The organism is Halomonas nitroreducens (assembly GCF_003966155.1).
GTDB classification, from domain to species: Bacteria; Pseudomonadota; Gammaproteobacteria; order Pseudomonadales; family Halomonadaceae; genus Halomonas; species Halomonas nitroreducens.
On the sequence record NZ_RXNS01000001.1, the window covers coordinates 45,351 to 61,573 of the forward strand.

Genomic DNA, 16,223 nt, shown 5'->3' on the forward strand with positions numbered 1-16,223 from the left:
GCCATGACTCTTCAGCAATCCATCGAGCAGTTCATGTACCGCCTGGCCGAGCTCTGCGATGACCGTGACTGGGACGGCTACCTCGACCAGTTCGCCCCGGAGTGCGAGTTCCATATTCCCCAGTGGAAGAACGAGGACGAGCTCACCTCGGATCCCAAGCGCGAGATGTCGCTGATGTACTACGCCGACCGTACCGGCATCGAGGACCGCATCTTCCGCCTGCGCACCGGCAAGTCCGCGGCCTCCACGCCGCTGCCGCGGACCCTGCACCTGATCGACAACGTGCGTTGCGAGGAACAGGACGATGGCATCGTCCAGGTGCGGGTCAACTGGGTGACCCACTTCTATCGCTTCGGCGAGAGCGGCCACTTCTTCGGCACCGCCGACTACACCCTGCGTGGCGAGGGCGACGGCTGGAAGATCCTGCGCAAGCACACCGTGCTGCTCAACGACAAGATCGATTCCGTGCTGGATTTCTACCACGTCTGAGTTTCGCTGGAGGGCGAGTCATGCATAACACAGCCGCCATCGTCTTTCGGGACGGCACCACGCGCTTCGTCAAGGTCGACAAGAACGAGCTGCTGATGGACGCCGCCCAGCGTCACGGGGTCAACCTGCCGGTGGACTGCCGGGAGGGGGTCTGCGGGACCTGCCGCTGCCTGCGCGAGGCCGGCGAGGTCGACGTCGAGTACATCGACGAGGAAGCGCTGACCGAGGAGGAGGTCGAGCAGGGCCACGTGCTGGCCTGCCAGACCCGCCTGCGGTCCAGTCACGGCTCCTTCTACTTCGACGTGGACTCCGGCGTGTGCAGCGTGGCCACCGAGGTGCACGACGCCACCGTGAGCGACGTGAAACAGGTGTCCGATGCGGCCGCCATCCTCGAGATCACCCTCGACGCCCCCGCCCAGGCGTTGCAGTACCTGCCCGGGCAGTACGCGCGCCTCGAGGTGCCGGGTACCGACGAATGGCGGGCCTACTCCTTCGCCACCGCCTCGGTGAAGGACGGCAAGCTGCGTTTCCTGATCCGCCTGCTGCCCAGCGGGGTGATGAGCGACTACCTGCGCGAGCGTGCCAAGCCGGGCGACGCCATCTCCCTGGAGGCCCCGCTGGGCGCCTTCTACCTGCGCGAGATACAGACCCCCCTGCTGATGGTGGCCGGCGGCACCGGGCTCTCGGCCTTCCTCGGCATGCTCGAGCAACTCGAGGAAGCGGGCGAGTGCAGCCAGCCGATCCGGCTGTGTTACGGGGTGACCCAGGAGGCCGATCTCAGCGAGCTCGATCGCCTGGACCGCTTCACCGAGACCCTGCCCGACTTCGCCTTTGAAACCATCGTGATGACCCCCTCCGAGGGCTGGCAGGGCAGGCAGGGCGTGGTCTGCGATCTCTTCGATCTCGATTTCCTGGCCCGGCCCTTCGACGCCTACCTGTGCGGGCCACCGCCGATGATCGAGGCCTCGAGGCAGTGGCTCGAGGAGCGCGAGGTCGGCGAGCACCGACTGTTCTTCGAGAAGTTCGTCTCGAGCTGACCGCCACCGGCCGGAGGGTGCCCCGTCCGGCCCCAGCGACTTTCATTGCCTGCGTGAGCGGCGCCCCGAGGCGAGCCGCCTGGAGACTCCGATGTCCGACATCCTGATCCAAGAGGTCGAGACCCTGCTGGTCGACCTGCCAACCATCCGACCGCACCGGCTGTCGATGACCACCATGGCCTGCCAGACCCTGGTCATCATCCGCCTGCGGCTGTCCGACGGCACCGAGGGCCTGGGCGAGGCCACCACCATCGGTGGCCTGGCCTACGGCCCGGAGAGCCCCGAGGGCATCAAGCAGACCATCGATACCTACCTGGCACCACTGCTGATCGGCCAGGCGCCCGACAACCTCAACGCCCTGCGCGCACGCCTGGACCGCCATGCGCGCGGCAACAGCTTCGCCAAGTCCGGGCTCGAGACCGCGCTGCTCGACGCCGAGGGCAAGCGCCGCGGCCTGTCGGTGGCGGAGCTGCTGGGCGGCGCCTGCAGCACCCATCTACCGGTGCTCTGGACCCTGGCCTCCGGCGATACCCGCAAGGACATCGACGAGGCCTTCCAGCGCCTGGAGGAGCGTCGTCACTGCGACTTCAAGCTGAAGATCGGCGCCCGCCCGGTGGACGAGGACGTCCGCCACGTAGGCGCCATCAAGGCGGCGCTGGGCGACCGGGCCAGCGTGCGGGTCGACGTCAACCAGGCCTGGGACGAGGCCACCGCGGCCCGCGGCATCGACGCCCTGGAGGCCGCCGGCATCGACCTCATCGAGCAACCGATCCCGGCCCGGGAGTTCGCCGGCCTGACCCGACTGGCACAACGCTTCGTGGTGCCGATGCTGGCCGACGAGGCGGTCCACGACGCCCGCGACGGCTTCACCCTGGCGGCGGGGGGCTTCGGTGACGCCTTCGCCTTGAAGATCGCCAAGGCCGGCGGGCCGCGCAGCGTGCTGGAGCTGGCTCACGTGGCCTGGGCCGCCGGCGTCGGCCTCTACGGCGGCACCATGCTCGAGGGCACCATCGGTACCGCCGCCTCGTTGCATGCCTGGGCGACGCTCGGCGAGCTGACCTGGGGCACCGAGATGTTCGGCCCCTTGCTGCTCAAGGACGACATCGTCGCCCAGCCGCTGCACTACCACGAGTACGGCGTCGAGCTGCCGTCCGGCCCCGGGCTCGGCATCTGCCTCGACGAGGACAAGCTCGACCACTACCGGCGCCGCGACTGAGCGGCCGACAACCCAAGGAGATCCCCATGCTCTTCCAGGTGGAAATGACCGTGAAGCTGCCGCCAGCGATGCCGGTGGAGCAGGCCGCCGAGATCAAGGCGCGCGAGAAGGCCTACGCCCAGGAGCTGCAGCGTGCCGGCAAGTGGCGGCACCTGTGGCGGGTGGCCGGCAGCTACGCCAACGTCAGCATCTTCGACGTCGAGGACAACGCCGAACTGCAGGAACTGGTCAGCAACCTGCCGCTGTTCCCCTACATGGAGATCCGCGTCAAGCCGCTGTGCCGCCATCCCTCGTCGATCCGCGAGGACGACAGCTGAACCCCGGCCCCGCCGGTCGCCAACGACATGACAATAACCGAGGAAACGACCATGACCGTGAAGATCTTCGATACCCCCGAAGTCCAGGACTTCCTGCAGGCCGTCAGCGGCTTCGACCAGGACGGCGGCAGCGAGCGCGCCAAGCAGATCCTGCACCGCCTGGTCGGTGACCTGTTCAAGCTGATCGACGACTTCGACGTCACCCCCGAGGAGTTCTGGTCCGCCGTCAGCGTGCTGAATGCCCTGGGGCAGGGCACCCAGTTCGGCCTGTTGGCCCCGGGCCTGGGCTTCGATCACTACCTGGACATGCGCATGGATGCGGCCGACGCCGAGGCCGGTCGCACCGGCGGCACCCCGCGCACCATCGAGGGGCCGCTGTACGTGGCCGGGGCGCCGGAGATCCAGGGCTCCGGGCGCATGGACGACGGCACAGACACCGACGGCGAGGCGATGTGGCTGACCGGCCAGGTGCGCGACACCGACGGCAATCCGATCGCCGGCGCCAAGGTCGAGGTGTGGCACGCCGACTCCAAGGGCGGCTACTCCTTCTTCGACCCGTCGCAGTCCGAGTACAACCTGCGCCGCTCGATCATCACCGACGCCGACGGCCGCTACGCGGTTCGCAGCATCATTCCCTCCGGCTATGGCTGCCCGCCGGACAGCCCGACCCAGCAGGTGCTCGACCTGCTCGGCCGTCACGGCCAGCGTCCGGCGCACATCCACTACTTCATCTCGGCGCCGGGTCATCAGCACCTGACCACCCAGATCAACCTGGCCGGCGATCCCTACACCTTCGATGACTTCGCCTTCGCCACCCGCGACGAGCTGGTGGTGGCAGGTCAGCGGATCGAGGACGCCGCGGCGATCGAGGCCAGCGGCTTCGAGGGCCCCTTCACCCAGGTGGTGTTCGACGTCGAGCTGTCGGCGACCGATACCCCCGAGCTTCAGGTCCGCCACAAGCGCCCGCGCGCCAAGGAAGACGAGCGGGATCGGGCCAGCCAGCTGGCGGGCACGGCCACGGTGTAACACTCCCCGCGTTGATAGCCGGCCCGCCGGGGCCGGTTACATTAGACAGGATTACAAAAACAGAGGCACTCTGATGAACACGCTCAAGACCCTGATGACAGCCGCCGTAGCGGCGTCGCTTTCCGTCACCGCGTTCACCGCCCAGGCCCGCGACTTCCGCCTCGGCCTGATCACCCCCCAGTCGCATATCTGGACCCAGGAGGCCGAGGGCTTCGCCGAGACCCTCGAGGAGCGCTCCGGCGGGGAGCACAGTGTCAGCATCTTTCCCGCCCAGCAGCTCGGCACCGAGGCCCAGATGGTCCAGCAGCTCCAGGCGGGCTCCCTGGACATGGCCTTCCTGACCCTGGCCGAGATCTCCAACCGTATCCCGGACTTCGGTGCCCTCTACGCGCCCTTCCTGGTCGAGGACATCGATCACGCGGCCGCCCTGCTGCGCTCGGACACCGCCGAGGGCCTGCTCGACAAGATGCCGGCCCAGGCCGGGCTGGTGGGCGTGGGATACGGCATGGCCGGCATGCGCCAGATCCTCAGCCGCGAGCCCATCGAGGGCCCCGATGACCTGAGCGGGCTCAAGGTGCGCATCACGCCCTTCGACCCGATCCGCGACTTCTACACCGCCGCCGATGCGGCCCCGACGCCGCTGCCGCTGCCCGCCGTCTACGATGCCCTGGCCAATGGCCAGGTCGATGCCATCGACATGGACTTCGATGCCATCCGGCTGCTCAAATTCTACGAGCAGGCCGAGCACCTGGTGATCTCCAACCACATGATGTTCCCCATGGTGGCGGTGATCTCCGGGCGCGTCTGGGCGCAGCTCGATGGTGAGGGGCGCGAACTGATCCGTACCGCCATGGCCGAGCATGCCGATAACGTCATGGCCCGCTTCCAGGAGAACCACGCCGCCTGGGGCGAGGACCTGCGCAGCCAGGACATTGCGGTGAGCGAGGTCGGCCCGGCCTTCTTCGAGGACGCCATCGCCGAGTGGGAGGCCACCTGGTCACCCAAGGCGCCGTCCCTGGCCGTCCTGCGCGAGACGGCCGCCGAGCTGGTCGAGTGATTCCCGCCTGATCCTGTCACCGCCCCGGCCCAGGCGCCGGGGTTCCCCGGAGGCCGTCATGCTCAAACGACTCTCGTCCGGCATCGCCCGCTGTGAGGGGGCCATCGCAGCGGGGCTGGCGGCGCTGATCAGCCTGCTGATCCTGCTCAACATCGCCACCCGCTCGCTGGGCCATGCCCTCTACTGGACCGACGAACTGGCCATCCATGCCATGATCTGGATGACCTTCTTCACCACCTCGGCGGTGCTCAAGCGTCGCGAGGGCGTCGCCGTCACCCTGCTGGTCGATGCCCTGCCGGGCGGCGTCCGCCAGGGGCTGCACCTGTTCGTCGATGCCATGGTGCTGTTCTTCGCGCTCTTCCTGGCCGTGCTGTGCTGGCGCTGGTATGACCCGGCGACCCTCTGGGCCACCGGCTTTGATCTCCAGGCCTTTCAGGGGGAGACCTTCAACTTCATCTACTCCGAAACCTCGCGCACGCTGGGCATTCCCAAGTTCTGGGTCTGGCTGTGCCTGCCCATTTTCGCCGTCTCGCTGAGCCTGCATGCCGTGGTCAACCTGATCGACGGCCTGAAGGGCCTGGGGAGCGCGGAAAGGAGGCTCGCATGACTCTCGTCGTCTTCGCCGTGCTGCTGCTGGGCGCGGTGCCCATCGCCCTGGTGCTGGCGCTCACCGCCGCCTGGTACATCGCCGACTCGGGCAACACCCTGTTGTTCGCTTCCTATCCCCAGCAGCTGTATGGAGCGATAGAAAATTATGGGTTACTCGCTATCCCGCTGTTCATGCTCGCCGGCGAGCTGATGAACGAGGGCGGGCTGACCCGGCGGCTGATCGACCTGGCGCGGATCCTGGTCGGTGGCTTTCGCGGCGGCCTGGTGTACATCAACCTCGTCGCCAACATGATGATGGCCGCCATCGTCGGCTCGGCAGCCTCGCAGATCGCCATCATGTCCCGGGCCATGGTCCCGGCCATGGAAGCCGACGGCTACGACAAGCCCTATGCCGCGGCCATCACCGCCGCCGGCGGGCTGCTGTCACCGATCATCCCGCCGTCGATGCTGTTCGTGCTCTACGGAGTGATGGCCCAGGTGCCGATCGCCGACATGTTCATCGCCGGCATCATCCCGGGGCTGTTGATGGGCGGGCTCTTCTTCCTGGCCATCGCCGCGGTGGGCCTGGTCCAGCAGTATCCCCAGGGCCAGTGGCCGAACCGCGAGCAGGCCAGGCGCTTCCTGCTGATGGGCCTGCCGGCCATGACCATCCCCTTGATCATCATCGGTGGCATTCTCGCCGGCCTGGCCACGCCCACCGAATCCGCGGCCCTGGCCTCGCTGGCGGCGCTGCTGATCGGCCGCTTCGTCTACCGCGACCTGACCTTCGCCAAGCTGCCGGAGATCCTCAAGCGCACCGCCTTCAATGCCGGCCTGGTGATCATGCTGATCGCCGCCGCCGGGGTGTTCGGCTGGGTGATCGTCTATGAGGAGTTGCCGCAGATGGCCGCGGCCTGGATCGCCGGGCTGACCGAGAACCCCTTTGCGTTCCTGATGCTGGTGGTGGGCATCCTGCTGCTGGTGGGGATGATCGTCGACGGCATCGCCGCGCTGATCCTGGTGGTGCCGATCCTGCTGCCGATCGCCCAGAACCAGTTCGACATCACCGCCTACCAGTTCGGGGTGGTGGTGTGCCTGACCCTGGTGCTGGGACTGCTGACGCCGCCGGTGGGGGCTGGGCTGTTCATCGGCTCGTCGATGACCGGGGTACCGCCACTCAAGATCTTCCGCGCGCTCTGGCCCTTCCTGCTGATGAGCCTGCTGGCGCTGGTGCTGCTGGCCTGGCAGCCCTGGCTGACCCTGGCGCTGGTCGGATGATCACGCGAGACGAGGGAGGCGAACGCATGGCGATGACGACCCTGCGGGCCGAGGCGCCCCTGCCGGAGGACACGGCCGGGGCCCGGGAGGCTGCCTACCGGGCAGTCCTGGTGGCGCTGCTGGGCCGCCTCAAGGAGGCCGGACGCTCCCCGGCGGCCCTTCGGTACCTGATGGTGCGCTCGCCGGGCGGCCGGCTGAACCCCCGTGCCTGGGCCTGTGACCGCCTCTGGCGGGAGGTCTTCGGCGGCTTCAAGCCGGCCGACTTCGCCGTCGAGGCGACCGAGGAGGGCCGCATCGCCCTGGTGGCCACCCTGGACGAGCCGCCGGTCTCGGTGCCGGACGAGCCGGCGGTCTGGCACGGCCTGACCGCCTCCCAGGTCAACGCCGCCTACAGCGCCCGGGCGGCCGTTCCCGATCACCTCGCCATCTTCCAACGCTGGCGGGAGGAGGGCGAGAGGTTCCTGGCGGACCATGAGGTCCGTCGCGAGCTGGCCTATGGCAAGGCGCCGGAGCAGCGCCTCGACTTCTTCCCCGCGTCGCGCCCCAACGCCCCGCTGCTGGTGTTCCTCCACGGCGGCTACTGGCAGGCCATGGACAAGGCGGAGCATTGCCAGCTGTTCGGTGGAATGCTCGAGGCGGGCTGGGCAGTGGCGCTGCTCAACTACCGGCTGTGTCCCGAGGTCACCATCGCCGACCAGGTCGACGACGTGCGCGCCGCGCTGCGTCATCTCTGGCACGCGGCGGAGCGCCTGGGCTTCGATCGGGAGCGGATCCAGGTCAGCGGCCACAGCGCCGGCGGCCACCTGGGCGCCTGCCTGGTCAGCACCGACTGGCCGGCCCTGGACCCGACAATGCCTGCCACGCCCATCCATTCCGCGCTGCTGGTCAGCGGCCTCTATGAGCTCGAGCCGATGCGTCACATGAGCTTCGGGCCACTGCTCGGCCTGCCGGACACCGAGACGGCGCGGACGCTGAGCCCGATGTTCGCCACCCCCAACCCGGGCCTGCGCCTGCACCTGGCCGTCGGCGAGCGGGAAAGCGAGGAATTCCACTGGCAGTCGCGGGCCCTCGGCCGGCGCTGGGCGTTTCATCTCGATAGCCTCGAGGTCGCGAGCGTGCCCGGCACCCATCATTTCTCGGTGATGGAGACTCTCGCCGACGGCGATCTGCTGGCGGCGTCGCGGGCGCTGATGACGCCCGCGACGTGAGCGCCCCGGCGTTCGGTGAGTCAGGGGAAAACGAAGGGGGAGAACGACAAGGGCGAGCGTCCGCGGGTGCGGACGCTCGCCCTGTTCGTGATGCCCGGCAGCAGAGCTCAGTCGCCGAACTCAGTAGCCGAGATAGTGCCCGGCGATCAGCGCGATCCAGCACATGGCGTAGACCAGCACCATCAGCGGCATGATCACGCGCAGCCACTGGGCATAGGAGACCCGGCCGAGGGCCAGCATGGCCAGGGTGCCGCCCGAGGTGGGCACGATGAGGTTGGTCAGGCCGTCGCCCACCTGGAAGGCGGTGATCATCAGCTGGCGGCTCATGTCGATCAGGTCGGCCAGCGGGATCAGGATCGGCATGGTCACCAGCGCCTGGCCCGAGCCGCTGGGCACGAACAGGTTGATGACGCCCTGGATAACGCTGGCGGCCACCGCCGCCAGGGCGGTCGGCATGTCGCCCACCAGGCCGCTCAGGCCATGGACGATGGTGTCGATGATCTGGGCGTCCTTGAGGATGACCTGGATCGACGCCGCGACCCCGATCACCAGCGCACCGGCGGTGACGGTGGAGGCGCCCTCCATCATCTGCTTGACCAGCTCATTGGCCCCCAGACCGTTGGCGAAGCCGATCACGATCGCCATCAGCAGGAACATGCCGGCGATCTCGTTGATGTACCAGCCGCGGGTGAACACACCGATCAGCATGACCACCAGGCCAGCCACGAAGATGCCCAGGGTCATCAGGTCGCGGCGCGTCAGGACGTAGTCCTCGAGCCGCTTGGTGAGCTCGGCGGGCTGGTCGTCGCGATAGTCGATGTGGACCACGTAGCGGCAGATGAAGGCGCTCAGGGTGGCCAGGCAGCCGACTACCATCAGGGTCCTCAGCCCCCAGCCGGAGAAGGTGGGCAGCTCGCCGATGCCCTGCGCCACGCCGACGGTATAGGGGTTGATCGGCGAGAGGGCGAAGCCGACGCCGATGCCGCCCACGGCCATGGTCACGCCGACCAGCCGCGAGCAGCCGATGGCGGTGGCGATCAGCACGCCGATGGGCACCAGGGCGATGTTGTTCTCGAAGCCGACGGCCACGCCGAAGAAGCCGTAGATGAAGGTCCCGGCGACGATGATCAGGTTGCGGCTGCGGGAACTGTTCTCGGCGCCGACCCGGTGGACGGCGACGCCGATGGCGTTCTCCAGGGCCCCGGTGCGCTGCAGGATGTGGAAGAGCCCGCCGGCGATGAAGACGATGAACAGGTACTGCGACGCGGCGATCAACCCCTCGGGGATGGCCACGAAGATGTCGAAGACGTGGAGGTTGGCCACGTCCGCGAGATAGCGGAAGGAGTCGGGAATGACCGACGTCCTGCCGTTGTCGAGCATTTCACGCTGGTACTCGCCGGCCGGCACGATGAAGGTCATCAGGTAGGCGGCCACCAGGATCAGGAAGATCAGGACCATCGGGTCCGGCACGCGCTGGTACCACTTCAGCGTCGTCGAGGCCGATGGTGCCGAGGTCTGGGGATGTTGTTGGGATTGGCTCATGGTCGACCCTCGGAGCGTTGTCGGTGTTGTCGGTGTTGTCGTGGGGAGTGAAGTGAGTCGGGAATAACCGTCATGCTGCGTCGTGGCGCTGGGCCAGGCGCTGGCAGACGTGGACCAGGACCTCGACGGCGGCCGTCAGGTCCTCGGGTTTGATGGCCTCGCCGGGATGGTGGCTGACCCCCCCTTCGCAGCGCAGGAAGAGCATGCCGATATCGCACAGCGAGCGCATGGCCAGGCCGTCATGGCCTGCCCCGCTGAACAGCACCCGCGGCGGGAGGCCGCTGTCGCGCACGGCGCCCTGCAGCTCCTCGGAGAGCCAGTCCGAGCACTGCACGGCGGACTGCTCGTAGGTCAGGGCATGGTCGAGCCCCAGGCGGGAGGCGGTCAGCACGCTGTCGATGCGCTCGAGCAGCGTCTCCCGGGCCTGGCGCCGGATCTCGTCGCGCGGCGAGCGCAGCTCGATGGACAGGGTGGTGGCCTGGGGAATGACGTTCACCCCGTTGGGGGCGTTCTCGATCTTGCCCACCACGCCGACCAGGTCGTCGGTCTCCCGGCACAGGGCATCCACCAGGCGGATCACCTCGGCGGCACCGACCAGGGCGTCCTGGCGCACATGCATGGGCACCGTGCCGGCGTGGCCGGCCTGGCCGCGGATGGTCAGCCGGTGGCGTTCGATGCCGGTGATGGCACTCACCACGCCGACCGGCAGGTCCTCGAGCTCGAGCTGCGGCCCCTGCTCGATATGCACCTCGAGGAAGGCGAGGACCTCCTCGGGGGCATAGCGATCCTCGGCGATCTGCTCCGGGCGGCAGCCGAAGGCCTCGAGGGCCTCGCGCAGCGTCACGCCGGCGTCGTCGGTGGCCTCCAGCATGGCGTCGTCGAAGGTGCCGGCGAGCACCTTGGAGCCCAGCAGCGTCGAGCTGAAGCGCGTGCCTTCCTCGTCGCTGAAGGCCACCACGTCGATGTGGAAGGGCAGCTCGATGGCGTTGTCCTTGAGGGTCTTGACCAGCGCCAGCGGAAGGATCACCCCCAGGATGCCGTCGTACTTCCCGCCGTTGGGCACGGTGTCCTGGTGCGAGCCGAGCAGCAGCGTGCGGGCCCCCGGGGTCGCGCTGGCGTGACGGCCGATCAGATTGGCGCCGTTGTCCAGCCGCACCGCCATGCCGAGCTCCCGCATCCAGCCGCCCAGCGCCTCCAGGGTGGCGCGGTGCTCCGGCGTCGCGCAGCGCCGGGTGACGCCCTCGAGATTCGGGTGGCGGGTTTCACTGAAGCCGGCCGCCGTCTCCAGCCACTGCCAGGCCTGCCGGGCCGCCGACTCGTATGAATGATTCATGGATTCCCCTTGCCGAGGCGGCCGAGTGGGCACTGCCAGGGTGTCGTTAATTTATCATGATAAATAGAGGCTAGCGGGGCCCGACAAACGCTGTCAATCGCGGACGGAGGCCTCGCGGATGCCCCCATTCGGCCCCGGGAGGGCGGAATCGGGAGAAAACAATTTGTTATGATAAATTTCGGTCGGTCGCCGCCCGTCGAGCTGCGACGATGGTCTAAAGCCTGGAAGGCGCCAGGACGAGCGGCGGGAGGAAGAGCGGGAAGAGCCTCCGGGCCGCTCGGTCCGCAGGGCGACGTATCCGAGTGCCGGCCTGGACGGCGTTCTGGGGCGTCGGGGGATCCGTGGCGGCTAGCGGGAGGGCGCCGTCGAGGGATCGATGGCGTCGGACAGGTCGCGCAGCGCCAGGTATTCGCGGCTCGGGGCCTCGCCGGCGGTGTCGTCGGCGCGGAAGAAGGCCTTGTCGAGGGTGGCCTCCCGCGCCTCCATCAGCGCCTGGGCGGCCTGCATGTGCTCGGTCATGATGTGTCGTGCCTGGTCCGTGTCGCCGTCGCGCAGGGCGTCGAGCAGGCGGCGCTGGAAGTCGTAGCCGCGCTGGCGCAGCTCCGGGTAGGGCTGCTCGTAGATCCGCTGGCAGGTCGTCAGGCTCATCAGCAGGCGGATCATGAAGCGACACATCAGCGCCAGCAGGGGGTTGGGGCAGTAATCCACCAGCACCAGGTGGAATTCCAGCTCCTTGATGCGCTGGGTGCGCTCCTCCTCCAGCGAGGCGGGCGGATGGGTGTAGTAGGCCATGACCGCTTCCAGGCGCCGGAAGGCGTCGTCGTCCAGCACGCCTTCGAGGCTGGCCACCATGGCGGGCTGGAGCTGCTTGCGAACCTCGTAGATGTCATGGATGGTCGGCGGCCGGAAGAAGAAGTAGTTGCCCAGCAGCTCCATGGCCCGGTCGTCGCTCACCTCGCAGATAAAGGCGCCGCCGCCGGGGCCGGTGCGGGTCTGGATCAGGCCCTGGGCTGCCAGGCCGCGCAGCGCCTCGCGAATGGTGCCCTTGGAGGCGTCCAGCGCCTCGACGAGGTGGGATTCCTGGGGCAGGCGATCCCCCGGGCCGAGCCCGTGGCGCGCGATGTACTCCTTGATCGCCTCGCCGATGACCTCGGGGCGGGCACGGCGCGCGGCGTGTCGTGGTGACTGGCTCATCACTCTCCTTTCGGTGGAACAGCCCGTGGCGGCGAGACTCGGGACTGACCGGCGCGGGCGGATGACGTTGACGCCGCCGCGCCCGATGATCCGGGTTCTCCGGCATTCTGTCCAGGCGGGTTCGCCGCTGGCCGCGCGGCAGGCGTGAGGCTGGTTGGCGCCTTGTCGCCCGCCTGCGGATCGTGGTAATTATCATGATAAATACCCGTGGCATGGACCGCCAATGCCGCCGGCCCCTCTCACAGGAGTGTCCCATGACCTTCAGCCTGATCGCCCTGAATCGCGACCGACGCACCCTCGGCGTCGCCTGTGCCACGGGTGGCCCGGCCCTGGGGGGCTTCGTCCCGCACCTGCAGCCCGGTGTCGGAGCCGCCGTCACCCAGGGCTACAGCACCAATGTGATGGCCGCCGAGCGTGGCCTGGCGCGACTTGCCGATGGCGAGCCGGTGGCCGCGGCCGTGGCCGAGTTGCGCCGCGAGGACCGGGGTGAAGCCTGGCGCCAGCTGGCGTTGATGAACGGTCGCGGGGAGGTGGCGGGCTGGACCGGGGCGAGCAACGTGCCGGTCTGCGACCTGCATCTCGAGCCCGGCCTGGCGGTGGCGGGCAACATGCTGGGCAGCCGCGAGGTGGTGCCCGCCATGATCGCGGCCTACCGACAGGCGATGGCGTCGGGCGAGGCGCTGGCCGAGGCGCTGCTGGCCGCCCTCGGGGCGGGTCAGCGAGCCGGCGGTGACCAGCGCGGTGTCGTGTCGGCGGCACTCAAGGTGCGCGCCCCCGGTGGCCTGCCCCTCGACCTGCGTATCGATCACTCGGCCGAGGCGGTGACGGCACTCGGTGCGCTGCATCGTCGCCTCCGGGAAGACCACGACTTCCAGGCCTTTCTGTTACGCCTGCCCACCGGCGACGCGCCTGACCGTCACTGAGCCGAGGCCTGCCGCCAGGCATCCCCGGCCCCGGCCCCCATGCCAGCTGTTATGCTCAATACAGACGTCTTCTCCAGGCCATGGCAGGGGAGGGAAGGGCATGTCTCTGGTCGACCAGCTGGCGGAAGCGCATATCCGCAAGGCGCTCGACAGTGGCGAGCTGGATCGCCTGCCGGGGCGCGGCCGGCCGCTGGAGCTGGATGACGACAGCCTGGTTCCGGAGGAGCTGCGGGCCGGCTATCGGCTACTCAAGAATGCCGGCTTCCTGCCGCCGGAACTGGAGCTGGTGCGCGAGATCCGCGAGGTGGAAAGCCTGATCGCGCGACTGGACCATGGGGAAGAGCGCAAGCGGGCCTGTGCCCGGCTCAACCTGTTGCGCAGCCGGTTGCGCTCTCGAGGGCATGAGCCGAGCCTGCTGCTGGAGCGCGGCGAGTACCGGGACAAGCTGATACGCCGGCTGGACCAGGAGGCTTGAGCGCCTAGGCTTTGCGACGCTTCGCCTCGCTGTCCATCTCGGTCCTGATCAGGCACGTCATGTTGTCCAGGGTCTCGGTAAACAGCACCAGGAGATCATCCAGGGTGATCAGCCCCACCAGCGCCCCGTCCTGGTCCACCACCGGCATGCGGCGCACGCCGTGGTGCCGCATGCGCTCCCCCGTTTCCCAGACATCCAGGTCCTCGGGGACGGTAACGAGCTCCGGGGTCATGACATCCGCCACGGTGATCTCGCTTGGTGACACCTCCTGGGCCATCACCTCGACCACCAGGTCCCGATCGGTCAGCATGCCGAGGGGGCGGGGCAAGCCATCGTGCATTTCGGCGATGATCAGGTCGCCGACGTGATGCCTTCTCATCATCTTCGCCGCATCGAGAATTTCCGTATGCGGTGCCGCGATGACCAGGTCCCGGTTGCAGCATTCACCGATCCTCATCGGCGCTTTCCTCGTTGGTCGAGTCGACGGACTGAGGGGGCGAGATCAATCATGATCCACGATACCGCCGGCGCCCGCCCCGTTGGCGCAATGGGCGCAGCAGTAGAGTGCCTGGCCGTGCTGTACGCCGTGGCCGATGATCCGAGTGCCGCAGGCGGCGCATTCGGGCGCCAGCTTGTGGATCGCGCATTCGAAGCAGTCGAAGGTGTATTCGGTGCCGTCCTTGATCACCTGGAAGGAGTCCTCATAGCGGTTGCCGCAGGTGACGCAGGTACCCATGGTCTTCTCCTCTCGGATTGCTCCTCGCTTGCCTATCGTCTTCCGGCTGCCTGGAGTATGGGTCACGGCCTGGCGGCTCGCCATCGATGCCCGGTGGCCGGCTTGGTCTCTCTCCGCCCTTGGGGAGCCTACCTGTTGACCGCCATCAAGGTGGCGACTCGCTAGAACGCACTACGCTGTTCATGGATGCCGTCGCGGTTTGCGACGCACGAGTGGACGAGGTGGCCGCTGTGCCGTGCATGACGGCGGCGACGTGCCTCGTCCTGCGCTGCCGGTCGGGGATGGCCCTGACGCTGGTCGGGGGCCGCCGGCGGCTCATACCGCCCGGCAACTTGCGAAGCCGTTGAACAGTCAAGGAGAACCGGATGACACGCCATGTTCGCGTCGTGGTCCTCGGGGCCGGCACGGCGGGCCTCAGTGCCTACAAGCAGGCGTCCGAGGTCACCGACGACATCCTGCTGGTCGATCCCGGTCCTTTGGGGACCACCTGTGCCCGGGTCGGCTGCATGCCTTCCAAGGCCCTGCTGAAGCTGGCCAGGGACGTGGCCAGTGGCCGTCGCCTGGTGCGAGACGGCTTCGTCACCGGCCCCCTCGGCGAGGTCGACGATGGTGCCATCCTGGCCGAGGTGCGCCGGCTGCGCGATCGCTTCGCCGCCGGACCGACCGCGGCCGTGGAGAAGCTCGGCGAGCGCTATCTCCAGGCCCGGGCGCGTTTCGTCGGTCCCGACACCCTGGATCTCGACGGCGAGCGACTCCGTGCCGATGCCATCATCGTGGCCACCGGCAGCGAGCCCGTGGTGCCCGGCGCCTGGCGGGCGCTCGAGGGCCGCCTGCTGACCAGCGACAGCCTCTTCGACCTCGAGCGGCTGCCGCGGCGACTCGCCGTGGTGGGGCTCGGCGCCATCGGCGCGGAACTCGGCCAGGCGCTGGCGATGCTGGGCGTGGAGGTGCACGCGTTCGGGCTCGACGACCAGCTGGCCGGCCTGGCGGACCCTCAGGTCAATGCGGCCGCCCGGGAGGCGCTGGGGCGCTCCCTGCATCTTCACACCGGACATGCCGTCGAGCCCGAGCCGAGCGGCGATGGCGTGCTGGTGCGCTTCGGCGAGGAGCGTATCCAGGTGGATGCCGTGCTCGCTGCCATGGGGCGCAAGCCCCGCGTGGCATCCCTCAACCTCGAGGCTCTGGGGCTGGCGCTGGGGCGGAATGGTCTGCCCGAGCTGGATCCCCGCCGTCTGCGCGCCGGCCCGGCGCCGGTGTACTTCGCCGGTGATGTGAACGGAGTGATTCCGCTGATGCACGAGGCAGCCGACGAGGGCCGCCTGGCTGCCTATCATGCCCTGAACCCCGATGCCGAGTGCCTGACGCGACGCACTCCCTTGGCCATCGTCTTCACCGAGCCGCAAATCGCCCGGGTCGGGCTGGCCTTCGATGAGCTGCCCGCCGATGCCCTGGTCGGCAGCAGCGACTTCGGCAAGCTGGGCCGGGCCATCATCATGGACGTTCACGGCGGTCCGCTGCATCTCTATGCCGACCGCGAGGGACAGCTGCTGGGCGGCGAGATGTGCGTCGCCGGGGCCGAGCACCTGGCGCATCAGCTGGCCTGGCTGATCCAGCGGCGGGTCAACGTCGTCGATGCCCTGTTGCTGCCCTACTACCATCCGGTACTCGAGGAAGGCCTGCGCTCCGCCCTGCAGGACCTGCGCCGTCAGCTGGCGGCACCGGTGCAGCGTCCGGACCTGCCCCTGTGCGGCCACCAGGATGACCCGCTGCCGGGCATCTGAGGCGGGGTGGACACGCCCGCCTC

17 protein-coding genes are annotated in these 16,223 nt (G+C 68.5%); 12 read left to right on the plus strand and 5 right to left on the minus strand.

Going from position 1 to position 16,223, the window contains the following annotated elements; all coding sequences use genetic code 11:
* Nucleotides 1–3: 3 nt before the first annotated feature.
* From antB to EKG36_RS00175, 9 genes are all read left to right on the plus strand, one after another.
* Nucleotides 4–489: an anthranilate 1,2-dioxygenase small subunit gene (antB, locus tag EKG36_RS00135; protein WP_126479779.1), complete on the plus strand. Its 486-nt coding sequence runs from the start codon at nt 4–6 to the stop codon at nt 487–489.
* A gap of 20 nt (nt 490–509) precedes the next feature.
* The gene (gene antC / locus EKG36_RS00140; RefSeq protein ID WP_126479781.1) at nt 510–1,526 is read left to right on the plus strand and encodes an anthranilate 1,2-dioxygenase electron transfer component AntC; all 1,017 of its coding nucleotides are present in this window, start codon (nt 510–512) and stop codon (nt 1,524–1,526) included.
* A 91-nt stretch (nt 1,527–1,617) separates the two neighbouring features.
* A complete protein-coding gene (locus EKG36_RS00145) occupies nt 1,618–2,742 on the plus strand; it encodes a muconate cycloisomerase family protein (protein ID WP_126479783.1) in 1,125 nt (374 codons plus the stop codon).
* A gap of 26 nt (nt 2,743–2,768) precedes the next feature.
* A complete protein-coding gene (catC, locus tag EKG36_RS00150; RefSeq protein WP_126479785.1) occupies nt 2,769–3,059 on the plus strand; it encodes a muconolactone Delta-isomerase in 291 nt (96 codons plus the stop codon).
* Between the two features lie 51 nt (nt 3,060–3,110).
* Complete coding sequence (gene catA / locus EKG36_RS00155) at nt 3,111–4,085, plus strand: catechol 1,2-dioxygenase (RefSeq protein WP_126479787.1); 975 nt, start codon at nt 3,111–3,113, stop codon at nt 4,083–4,085.
* Between the two features lie 73 nt (nt 4,086–4,158).
* The gene (locus tag EKG36_RS00160) at nt 4,159–5,142 is read left to right on the plus strand and encodes a TRAP transporter substrate-binding protein (RefSeq protein ID WP_126479789.1); all 984 of its coding nucleotides are present in this window, start codon (nt 4,159–4,161) and stop codon (nt 5,140–5,142) included.
* A gap of 58 nt (nt 5,143–5,200) precedes the next feature.
* A complete protein-coding gene (locus tag EKG36_RS00165) occupies nt 5,201–5,749 on the plus strand; it encodes a TRAP transporter small permease (RefSeq protein ID WP_126479791.1) in 549 nt (182 codons plus the stop codon).
* Nucleotides 5,746–7,008, plus strand: coding sequence for a TRAP transporter large permease (locus EKG36_RS00170; RefSeq protein WP_126479792.1), 1,263 nt, complete (start codon nt 5,746–5,748; stop codon nt 7,006–7,008). The genes EKG36_RS00165 and EKG36_RS00170 overlap by 4 nt, the downstream gene beginning before the upstream one ends.
* Before the next feature lie 26 nt (nt 7,009–7,034).
* Nucleotides 7,035–8,216: an alpha/beta hydrolase gene (locus EKG36_RS00175; RefSeq protein ID WP_126479794.1), complete on the plus strand. Its 1,182-nt coding sequence runs from the start codon at nt 7,035–7,037 to the stop codon at nt 8,214–8,216.
* 120 nt (nt 8,217–8,336) lie between these two features.
* Here the strand turns inward: EKG36_RS00175 and EKG36_RS00180 are convergent, their stop codons facing one another.
* The 3 genes from EKG36_RS00180 to EKG36_RS00190 form a co-directional block, all read right to left on the minus strand.
* Nucleotides 8,337–9,758 (minus strand): YfcC family protein, encoded by a 1,422-nt coding sequence (locus EKG36_RS00180; RefSeq protein WP_246007387.1) that lies wholly within the window; start codon nt 9,756–9,758, stop codon nt 8,337–8,339.
* Between the two features lie 70 nt (nt 9,759–9,828).
* Nucleotides 9,829–11,091: an allantoate amidohydrolase gene (locus EKG36_RS00185; protein ID WP_126479797.1), complete on the minus strand. Its 1,263-nt coding sequence runs from the start codon at nt 11,089–11,091 to the stop codon at nt 9,829–9,831.
* 348 nt (nt 11,092–11,439) lie between these two features.
* Entirely contained in the window at nt 11,440–12,285 is an 846-nt protein-coding gene (locus EKG36_RS00190) for a FadR/GntR family transcriptional regulator (protein ID WP_126479799.1), read from the minus strand.
* A gap of 254 nt (nt 12,286–12,539) precedes the next feature.
* Between EKG36_RS00190 and EKG36_RS00195 the strand changes: the two genes are divergently transcribed.
* Both EKG36_RS00195 and EKG36_RS00200 read left to right on the plus strand, forming a co-directional pair.
* Nucleotides 12,540–13,208, plus strand: a complete 669-nt coding sequence (locus EKG36_RS00195; protein WP_185827436.1) for a DUF1028 domain-containing protein — start codon at nt 12,540–12,542, stop codon at nt 13,206–13,208.
* 100 nt (nt 13,209–13,308) lie between these two features.
* A complete protein-coding gene (locus EKG36_RS00200) occupies nt 13,309–13,683 on the plus strand; it encodes a DnaJ family domain-containing protein (RefSeq protein WP_126479803.1) in 375 nt (124 codons plus the stop codon).
* A gap of 4 nt (nt 13,684–13,687) precedes the next feature.
* Here EKG36_RS00200 and EKG36_RS00205 read toward each other — a convergent pair whose 3' ends face one another.
* Both EKG36_RS00205 and EKG36_RS00210 read right to left on the minus strand, forming a co-directional pair.
* The gene (locus EKG36_RS00205; protein WP_126479805.1) at nt 13,688–14,140 is read right to left on the minus strand and encodes a CBS domain-containing protein; all 453 of its coding nucleotides are present in this window, start codon (nt 14,138–14,140) and stop codon (nt 13,688–13,690) included.
* Nucleotides 14,141–14,185: 45 nt separating this feature from the next.
* The gene (locus EKG36_RS00210) at nt 14,186–14,419 is read right to left on the minus strand and encodes a hypothetical protein (protein ID WP_126479807.1); all 234 of its coding nucleotides are present in this window, start codon (nt 14,417–14,419) and stop codon (nt 14,186–14,188) included.
* Nucleotides 14,420–14,784: 365 nt separating this feature from the next.
* Here EKG36_RS00210 and EKG36_RS00215 point away from each other — a divergent pair, with 365 nt between their 5' ends.
* Nucleotides 14,785–16,200: a dihydrolipoyl dehydrogenase gene (locus tag EKG36_RS00215; RefSeq protein ID WP_126479809.1), complete on the plus strand. Its 1,416-nt coding sequence runs from the start codon at nt 14,785–14,787 to the stop codon at nt 16,198–16,200.
* Nucleotides 16,201–16,223 lie beyond the last annotated feature (23 nt).

Bases quoted from the DNA above. Each gene is read 5' to 3' on its own strand.
- antB (WP_126479779.1), top strand. From the start codon at position 4: ATGACTCTTCAGCAATCCATCGAGCAGTTCATGTACCGCCTGGCCGAG.
- antC (WP_126479781.1), top strand. From the start codon at position 510: ATGCATAACACAGCCGCCATCGTCTTTCGGGACGGCACCACGCGCTTC.
- EKG36_RS00145 (WP_126479783.1), top strand. From the start codon at position 1,618: ATGTCCGACATCCTGATCCAAGAGGTCGAGACCCTGCTGGTCGACCTG.
- catC (WP_126479785.1), top strand. From the start codon at position 2,769: ATGCTCTTCCAGGTGGAAATGACCGTGAAGCTGCCGCCAGCGATGCCG.
- catA (WP_126479787.1), top strand. From the start codon at position 3,111: ATGACCGTGAAGATCTTCGATACCCCCGAAGTCCAGGACTTCCTGCAG.
- EKG36_RS00160 (WP_126479789.1), top strand. From the start codon at position 4,159: ATGAACACGCTCAAGACCCTGATGACAGCCGCCGTAGCGGCGTCGCTT.
- EKG36_RS00165 (WP_126479791.1), top strand. From the start codon at position 5,201: ATGCTCAAACGACTCTCGTCCGGCATCGCCCGCTGTGAGGGGGCCATC.
- EKG36_RS00170 (WP_126479792.1), top strand. From the start codon at position 5,746: ATGACTCTCGTCGTCTTCGCCGTGCTGCTGCTGGGCGCGGTGCCCATC.
- EKG36_RS00175 (WP_126479794.1), top strand. From the start codon at position 7,035: ATGGCGATGACGACCCTGCGGGCCGAGGCGCCCCTGCCGGAGGACACG.
- EKG36_RS00180 (WP_246007387.1), bottom strand. From the start codon at position 9,758: ATGAGCCAATCCCAACAACATCCCCAGACCTCGGCACCATCGGCCTCG.
- EKG36_RS00185 (WP_126479797.1), bottom strand. From the start codon at position 11,091: ATGAATCATTCATACGAGTCGGCGGCCCGGCAGGCCTGGCAGTGGCTG.
- EKG36_RS00190 (WP_126479799.1), bottom strand. From the start codon at position 12,285: ATGAGCCAGTCACCACGACACGCCGCGCGCCGTGCCCGCCCCGAGGTC.
- EKG36_RS00195 (WP_185827436.1), top strand. From the start codon at position 12,540: ATGACCTTCAGCCTGATCGCCCTGAATCGCGACCGACGCACCCTCGGC.
- EKG36_RS00200 (WP_126479803.1), top strand. From the start codon at position 13,309: ATGTCTCTGGTCGACCAGCTGGCGGAAGCGCATATCCGCAAGGCGCTC.
- EKG36_RS00205 (WP_126479805.1), bottom strand. From the start codon at position 14,140: ATGAGGATCGGTGAATGCTGCAACCGGGACCTGGTCATCGCGGCACCG.
- EKG36_RS00210 (WP_126479807.1), bottom strand. From the start codon at position 14,419: ATGGGTACCTGCGTCACCTGCGGCAACCGCTATGAGGACTCCTTCCAG.
- EKG36_RS00215 (WP_126479809.1), top strand. From the start codon at position 14,785: ATGACACGCCATGTTCGCGTCGTGGTCCTCGGGGCCGGCACGGCGGGC.